This is a genomic window from uncultured Caballeronia sp. (assembly GCF_964243625.1).
Taxonomy (GTDB): domain Bacteria; phylum Pseudomonadota; class Gammaproteobacteria; order Burkholderiales; family Burkholderiaceae; genus Caballeronia.
Window position 1 is genome coordinate 1 of sequence record NZ_CAXTGZ010000305.1, and the last position, 6,998, is coordinate 6,998.

The following is a 6,998-nucleotide window of genomic DNA, read 5'->3' on the forward strand; positions in this document are numbered from 1 at the left end:
CCGGCACGCGCACATGGACCGGTTCGTTCACATCGGGCAACAGGCCGCGATCGTGCGCCACACCCGCCAGCAACGCGAGGTACGTCTTTGCGATACTGAACGTCAGGTCCGCACGATCCGGTTCGCCCCACGTAGTGAGCACGCGGCCATCGACGGATATCGCACCCGACACCGGCCCGCGATCATGCACCGGCCCAAGCAGCTTGTTCCAGGGCGGGGGGTCGTTCGGATGCACGCCCCACGCGCCCTTCACGCTGCGATCCCAGACAGTTTCGTGGTCGGTTGAAAACCGGATGGCGTCCTTCATGGCCTGCGATAAATCGTTTTGCATATCGTTTGATTCCAAGGTGTTCGTCGAACTGAATCAGTGTATTTTCAGGCGCCTGCGCGCCCATACCAGAGTGAAAAGACTGATGATGGCGGCGATCATCAGATAGAAACCCGGCGCCAGATTGTTGCCCGTCAGCGCGATCAGCGAAGCCACCGCAAGCGGCGTGAAACCACCGAAGACGGTCGTGCCGACGTTGTAGCCGACCGCCATCCCCGTGGTCCGAGTACGAGTCGGAAACAGGTCGGACATCAAGGCGGGAATCGGCGCGAAGTAGATGGCCTTCAGCACCGCGACCCACATGACGGCAGCAAGCAGCGTCAGCATGGAGGGATGCGCATTCATGAACATGAACGCCGGATAGATGGTGACGAAGAATATCGAGCCGGCGCCCAGCATGATCCGGGTGCGGCCGACTTTATCGGACCAGTGACCCACAATCGGCGTGAGCACCATCACGATAAAACCGGCCGCCAGCGTCGCGATAAAACCGGAAGACGGCGAGAGCCCGAGCTGGCGCGATGCATACGTCGGCATATACAGCAGCATGTAGTTGGCGGTCGTCGTCAACACCAGTGATCCGATGGACACCAGCAGCCGCTCTTTCTGCGTCGCGAGGACTTCGCGTATCGGCGATTCGGCCGTTTCAGCGCGCTCGAACTCGGGTGTCTCATCGACATGGCGGCGGATATACATACCCACCGGGCCGATCAGCAAACCGAAGAGAAAAGGAATCCGCCAGCCCCAGCCTTCGAGTTGCGCGGGCGTCAGCGTGCTCGTCAACACTGCGCCAAACGCCGATGCAACCAGCACGCTCGCGCCCTGGCTTGCGAACTGCCAGCTCGCCATGAAGCCGCTGCGCGCGGGTGCATGCTCGGTCAGGAACGCGGTCGAGCTGCCGAACTCGCCACCCGCCGAAAAGCCTTGCAACAACCGCGACGCAAAGATGCCGATGGGCGCCAGCACGCCGATCGCCGCATAACTCGGCATCAGCGCGACCATGCCGGTGCCGAGTGTCATCATCGCGATGGACAAGGTCAGCGACGCCTTGCGGCCCTTGCGGTCGCTGTATGAACCCAGCACGAAGGCCCCGACCGGCCGCGCGAGATACGAGAGCGCGAAGGTGCCGAGCGTGAGGAGCAGCGAGACGGTTTTATCGGTGGTCGGGAAGAACAGCTTTGAAAGCGTCGACGCGAAGTAGCCATAGACCACGAGGTCGTAGAACTCGAGCGCATTGCCTATCGATGTCGCGGCGATCAGCTTGTAGATGCTCGCCTGTGGTTTCCTGCCCGGTATGACGGTCGCGGCCGTGTCGGTGCTCATCGCGTGTTCCCCGCCTGGTTCATGATGGCCGCGTGCGGAACATCTCGCTCGCCCAGGTCCCAGAAAAGCCCCGCCATGATGCCGAGACCCTCGCGCACGACCGGTCCGAGCATGTGCTCGTCGGGCGCGTGCTGCGAGCATCCGGGGTACGAATGCGGCACCCAGAGCGTCGGCATGCCGATGACCTCTGCAAAGACATCGTTGGGCAGCGTGCCGCCGAGGTTCGGCAAGAGGACGGGCTTCTTGCCGGTGGTCTCTTCGAGGGACTTGAGCCCCCATTGGACCCATGCGTTGTCCGGGTCCACGCGCGTTGCAGGCGCGCCGCGATCCACATCGATATGAACCATGCCGAACCCGCGTTCGTCCAGATGACGGCGCACGATATGTTCGAGATCCTCCCAGTTCGTACCAACCACGAAGCGGATCTGCATGAACGCGAAGGCGTGCGGCGGGATTGCGTTGACGGGCTTCTCGGGGTTGCCGGTGCGAAACGCCAGCACTTCGAGATTGTTCCAGCCAAACACGCGTTCGGATGGCGTGAGGCCCGGTTCGCCGTAGTCGGTATCGACTTCCGGCTCGCCGGGGTTCCCGCCTACAACGATGCCCTCCAAAGCACGACGCACCGCTTGCGGGACTTCGGGAGGACGCAAGCCTTCAACCAGAATGCGGCCGTTTTGATCGACCATCGATGCAATTGCGTTCGCCAGCACCACGCCCGGATTGCGCAGCAAGCCACCCCAGTTGCCGGAATGATGGCCGCCTTCGCGCAGGTCCACGGTGAGCTTGAAGTTCACGAGACCGCGCGAGCCAAGAAAGATCGTGGGACTCGATGCGCCCAGGCGCGGACCGTCGGAGGCGATCAGGACATCGGCTTTCAGTTCGTCGCGCAAGGTCTCGCAGACAGCGTGCAGACCCGGAGAGCCGACTTCCTCGCCAGTTTCGAATAGCAGCTTGAGGTTGAAGCCGAGCCGTCCATCGCGTGCATCGAGCACGGCTTTGAGCGCTGCAAGGTTGATGCTGTGCTGGCCCTTGTTGTCGGCGGTGCCGCGACCATACCAGTGATCACCGACGACGGTGACTTGCCACGGCGACAAGCCCTCGCGCCACTGCGCGTCATATCCGCGGACGACATCGCCGTGGCCGTAGGTCAGCACGGTAGGCAGCCCGTCGCTTTCCTTGCGATGCGCAACCAGGAACGGTCCCGCGCCGGGCGCCGGGTTATCGACCAGCCGGAACGTGAATCCCATTCCGGCCAGAACCGGCGCGATTTCGTCGACCAAGTAAGCGCTCAGAACCGGACCGCTTTCTGACTCCTGACTCTCCGTGCGAAAGGCAACCCGGCGACGCAGGTCTTCGAGAAAGGCGCCGGAATCGTACAGATCGGCAGCGGCTTGGATAGCGGACTCGCGTGTCACTTCTTTCTCCAGTAAAACGCGCCCTAAGCAGCCCAGGCACGCCGGTTCTTCTTCAGGTAGAAAAAATCGATGACGCGATCTTGATACCGCCGATATTTATGGACAATGACAATATTTGGGAGTTTGCGTTGCCGAAACGGCAAAGCGCCCGGGCTATCGATTTGTCTTTACTAGAGATGCATCATGCAAACCACCGCGCTGCGGTACTTTCTGGAAGTCGCACGAAGCGGCTCGCTGAGCAAGGCGTCAGAGCGCCTGTTCGTGGCGGTATCGGCAATCAGCAGGCAGATTGCCAAGCTCGAGGACGAAATGGGCGTGCCGCTGTTCGAGCGCCGGCCGCGAGGCATGGTGCTGAGCGAAGCCGGTCGTTTGCTTGCGGCGCACGCTCACAGAAGCCTCATGGAACAGGAACGTGTCACCGAGGAGATCCGCGGCCTGACTACGGAAAGCCGCGCGACGATTCGCGTGGCAAGTTCGGAGGGCGTGGCGCGCGATTTCCTGCCGCAAGTCTTCGCACATTTCCTGAAGAGCTGGCCGGCCGCGCATTTTCAGCTCGATGTCGCGGCGCCTACTGAAGCGACCCAACGTGTACGCGATGGCACCGCCGACATTGCCGTGTGTTTCAGCGTCGCACCCGAGAAAGACGTGAACGTGCATTACGCCCAGCGCGCGCCGATATTTGCATTGGTCACGCAGGATCATCCGCTGGCGAAAAAAGAGTCGGTGTCGCTGGCAGACCTCACACCGTGGCCGCTCGCGATCTATGGCGAAGGCGTGACCGTGCGTCAGCTATTCGATATCTCCTGCAGCCTGGAAGGTTTGAACTTCGAGCCGGTATTCGTGAGCAACTACGGCGGTGCGCTGCAGAGTTTCGTGCAGCAGACGAAAGCGGTGACATTCGTGGGTTACCTGACGGTTCGCAGCCGGCTGAAGCCCGACAGGATGGCGGCCATTCCGATCAGCAACCCCGAGTTGCATCAGCGTACGCTGCAAGTGCAGACCATGGCCGGACGCACTTTGCCTAAAGCGGTGGGCGCATTCCTGGATTTGTTGGTCGCGGCGATTCAGGACCCTGCGTGCCTTGACTGAAGCATGCCGCAGCGCCACGCGCATCCGGTTTGCGCGCGGAACAGAGTGAAGTCGTGGGATGCTTCGAGGCGCATGCGCGCATTGATTACATCGGCCGGGATGGTGTTGAAGTCGAACAAGCCGTAATGATGTGCGATCAATGCGCGAGCACCGCTTTGCTTCGCAAGCGCGACGGCTTCATCGAGCGTGAAGTTCCCGGGCACGCCGTTACCGCTGCGCTCGGCGTCGCGGCCATTGACGGGCAGCAGCGCCACGTGCGGCTTGAACCTTGCCAAGGTTTCAGCAAGTCCCGCGTAGGGAACGCAATCGCCCGAATGATACAAACGAATCGGGCCGGCATCGATCACATAACCCAGCCACGGATAACGCCCTCCGGCATCCCTGTCGAGTGACTCGTGTGCCGAGGGAACCGGCGACACGAAGCAACCTGCAAGGACCTCGATGCGTTCGCCCGCGTTGACCGGAATCAGCCGTTCGATACCAACACCGCATCGCGTGATGGCTTCTTCAGTGACCGCAGCAGGAACCACGAACCTGAGATTTGGGAATCGCCGCGCAAGCGGCTGCAAGGTCCCCGGGTCCATGTGGTCCGTGTGCCGATGCGTGCACAACACAAGGTCCAGCCGATCCAGTTCACCGGGCAGCACAGGCGCGGCCATCATGCGCGCATGCGGAAACTTCGTGCCCTTGTATTTCTCCGCGAGCGAGTCGGAGAGGTACGGATCGATCAGCATCCTGTAACCGCCGGACTCGATCACAAATCCCGCCTGCCCGAGCCAGTACAGCACGGCCTCGCCTTCAGGAGGTGCCGCATCGGGATCGGCCAGGCGGTCACGCAACGACGTCGCGAACGTCTCGGTCAGCAGCGAGACATCACCAGCAGACATAACCGCCGTCGGCGAGAACGATCGATCCTGTCATGAGGCTCGATGCATCGCTTGCGAGGAACAGGATCACCGACGCCACTTCATCCATGCGTCCGAGGCGGTTCATCGGCGTGCCGCCGACCCACTTGTCGAACATCTCCTTGTTCTGATACACATAGGTGTTCATCTCGGTATCGATATACGTCGGCGCCACCGCATTCACACGCACGCCACGCGCGCCCCATTCGGCCGCGAGCGACTTCGTCAGGTGATGCACGCCCGCTTTCGACGCGTTGTAGTTCGCCTGCTCCTGCGGCCGATTCACAATGAACCCCGACATCGACCCCACGTTCACGATACTGCCGGCGCCACTCTCCAGCATGCCTTTTCCGAACGCACGGCAAGCCCAGAATACGCCGTTGAGATTGACATCGATCACCTTGTTCCAGATCTCGTCCGTCATGGTCTCGGCGGGATGGTTCGAGATCGCGATCCCCGCGTTGTTCACGAGTACATCCACGCGTCCGTGCCGCGCGACGACCGCGTCGTTCACGCGTTGTGCCGCGGTCGAATCGGTGACATCGAGCAATTCGGTTTCGACGCGATGTCCCTTCGCCGACAAATCCGACGCGGCCTTGTCGAGCAGTTCCGCATTCATATCCGTGAGCACCACGAGCGCGCCGGCTTCAGCCAACGCCTCGGCCGTGGCGAAACCGATACCGCGGGCCGCCCCGGTGACTACGGCAATCTTCTTGTCGAGCTTGAACTTGTCGAGATACATGCTTGGCGTCTTCCTTAAGCTGTTCTTGTTGGCGCGGGTTTGCCCGCTTGTGCCGCAATGCGGCTGATTTCATCGAAGCCGGGACCGCTCACCGGAATGTCGACGTGAAAGACTTCGGCGATCACGCGCGTCCATCCGTAGATGAAGTAAGTCCAGCCGTCTTCGATCTGCAGTGTGCGCGTGCTTTCCTGCGCGCGCGCCTGATCGAGAAAAATCAGGTCGCCGCGATAGTTCAGGTCCCACACAACCGCGCGTTCCGGGAACGCCGCCGCGTTGCTCAACGGCGAACCCGGCGCGTCCTTGCCCAACCCCGTCGCATTGATCACGAGCGCACCCGGCGATAGACGAGCAAGCACGGCGTCGTTGTCCTCGGGCTTCGGTGCGACGACATATTCGCACGGTACATCGAATTCGAGTTCGCGATGAATGCGTTCGATTTCCTCGAGCCGTCCCGCCGACCGGTTCGATACGATCACCTTTGACGGCCGGTTCGCGCCGCGTTCCTTCTGCATCAGGTGCCAGGTCAGTGCGATGGTCGAACCGCCCGCACCCATCGAAAATACTTCCGCGCCGGTATCGGCAAAGTGATTGGCCGGCAAGAATCCATCCAGCGATAACCCCGATGTAATGGGATCCTTCGCGTGACAGATGAATTTTCCATCCTGCTTCGAGAGGCAACTGGTCTCGCCCATGACCTCGGCGGTCGGATCGATCACATCGAAAAGATCCTTGCACGCGGCGTACAGGTCGATCTTGTGCGTGGTGACGAGCGCGCCGACCGACAACGGATCGCGCTTCAAAAACTCGACCGCCTCACGATACGCCTCGGGCGCCGCATGCGGCGGAAAATCGATGCCCTTGATCTCTACATCACCAAGGCCGAGATGCTTCGCCCACTGCGGGAACACACGCATGATGGAACTCTGCGCAGTCGTCACGCCGATGAAATAAAACGTCGGACGCGTGGCGGCCCGGTACTGATTGGAAGCGCTCATCGCATCGCTCCTTCGGTTGCCAGCGCACCGCGCGCCAGCAGCGCTTCGATTTCTTCCGGCGTGCGTTCCTTGTAGTCCGGATTCGGCTCGGTGCGCCACGCGCCGGCGCCGTCATCGACTATGCGCAGTTTCATGCCGTTCGATTGTTCGATGATCGCGTAGTCCTGCTCGCGCACGCTGCCGGAGCGCACGCAGCGCACG

The 6,998-nt window shown here is 61.5% G+C and carries 7 protein-coding genes and 1 pseudogene; 1 reads left to right on the forward strand and 7 read right to left on the reverse strand.

The features are described 5' to 3' along the window. The 3 genes and pseudogenes from ACFFAR_RS19730 to ACFFAR_RS19740 form a co-directional block, all read right to left on the reverse strand. Positions 1-331, reverse strand: a pseudogene (locus ACFFAR_RS19730) (serine hydrolase); the annotation flags it as partial. A gap of 33 nt (positions 332-364) precedes the next feature. Further along, positions 365-1,651 carry an MFS transporter gene (locus ACFFAR_RS19735; protein ID WP_174364887.1) on the reverse strand — a complete coding sequence of 429 codons (1,287 nt, stop codon included), beginning with the start codon at positions 1,649-1,651 and terminating at the stop codon, positions 365-367. Then, positions 1,648-3,066, reverse strand: coding sequence for a M20 family metallopeptidase (locus ACFFAR_RS19740; protein ID WP_375508315.1), 1,419 nt, complete (start codon positions 3,064-3,066; stop codon positions 1,648-1,650). Before ACFFAR_RS19740 ends, ACFFAR_RS19735 begins: the two co-directional genes overlap by 4 nt. Before the next feature lie 183 nt (positions 3,067-3,249). Here ACFFAR_RS19740 and ACFFAR_RS19745 point away from each other — a divergent pair, with 183 nt between their 5' ends. Beyond that, a complete protein-coding gene (locus ACFFAR_RS19745; protein ID WP_062169967.1) occupies positions 3,250-4,155 on the forward strand; it encodes a LysR family transcriptional regulator in 906 nt (301 codons plus the stop codon). On the opposite strand, the gene ACFFAR_RS19750 is transcribed toward ACFFAR_RS19745, so the two are convergent. The 4 genes from ACFFAR_RS19750 to ACFFAR_RS19765 form a co-directional block, all read right to left on the reverse strand. Continuing rightward, positions 4,131-5,042 carry an MBL fold metallo-hydrolase gene (locus ACFFAR_RS19750; protein WP_375508316.1) on the reverse strand — a complete coding sequence of 304 codons (912 nt, stop codon included), beginning with the start codon at positions 5,040-5,042 and terminating at the stop codon, positions 4,131-4,133. The two genes, ACFFAR_RS19745 and ACFFAR_RS19750, sit on opposite strands and share 25 nt — an antisense overlap. After that, entirely contained in the window at positions 5,029-5,802 is a 774-nt protein-coding gene (locus ACFFAR_RS19755) for an SDR family NAD(P)-dependent oxidoreductase (RefSeq protein ID WP_062169968.1), read from the reverse strand. Before ACFFAR_RS19755 ends, ACFFAR_RS19750 begins: the two co-directional genes overlap by 14 nt. A 14-nt stretch (positions 5,803-5,816) precedes the next feature. Continuing rightward, positions 5,817-6,797, reverse strand: coding sequence for a shikimate dehydrogenase (locus ACFFAR_RS19760; RefSeq protein ID WP_174364825.1), 981 nt, complete (start codon positions 6,795-6,797; stop codon positions 5,817-5,819). Next, positions 6,794-6,998: hypothetical protein (locus ACFFAR_RS19765; RefSeq protein WP_375508317.1), on the reverse strand; the 205-nt coding region annotated here is incomplete at its 5' end. The genes ACFFAR_RS19760 and ACFFAR_RS19765, both read right to left, overlap by 4 nt.

Coding starts and splice junctions, on each gene's coding strand:
- ACFFAR_RS19745 (WP_062169967.1), top strand. CDS start 3,250: ATGCAAACCACCGCGCTGCGGTACTTTCTGGAAGTCGCACGAAGCGGC.
- ACFFAR_RS19735 (WP_174364887.1), bottom strand. CDS start 1,651: ATGAGCACCGACACGGCCGCGACCGTCATACCGGGCAGGAAACCACAG.
- ACFFAR_RS19755 (WP_062169968.1), bottom strand. CDS start 5,802: ATGTATCTCGACAAGTTCAAGCTCGACAAGAAGATTGCCGTAGTCACC.
- ACFFAR_RS19760 (WP_174364825.1), bottom strand. CDS start 6,797: ATGAGCGCTTCCAATCAGTACCGGGCCGCCACGCGTCCGACGTTTTAT.
- ACFFAR_RS19750 (WP_375508316.1), bottom strand. CDS start 5,042: ATGTCTGCTGGTGATGTCTCGCTGCTGACCGAGACGTTCGCGACGTCG.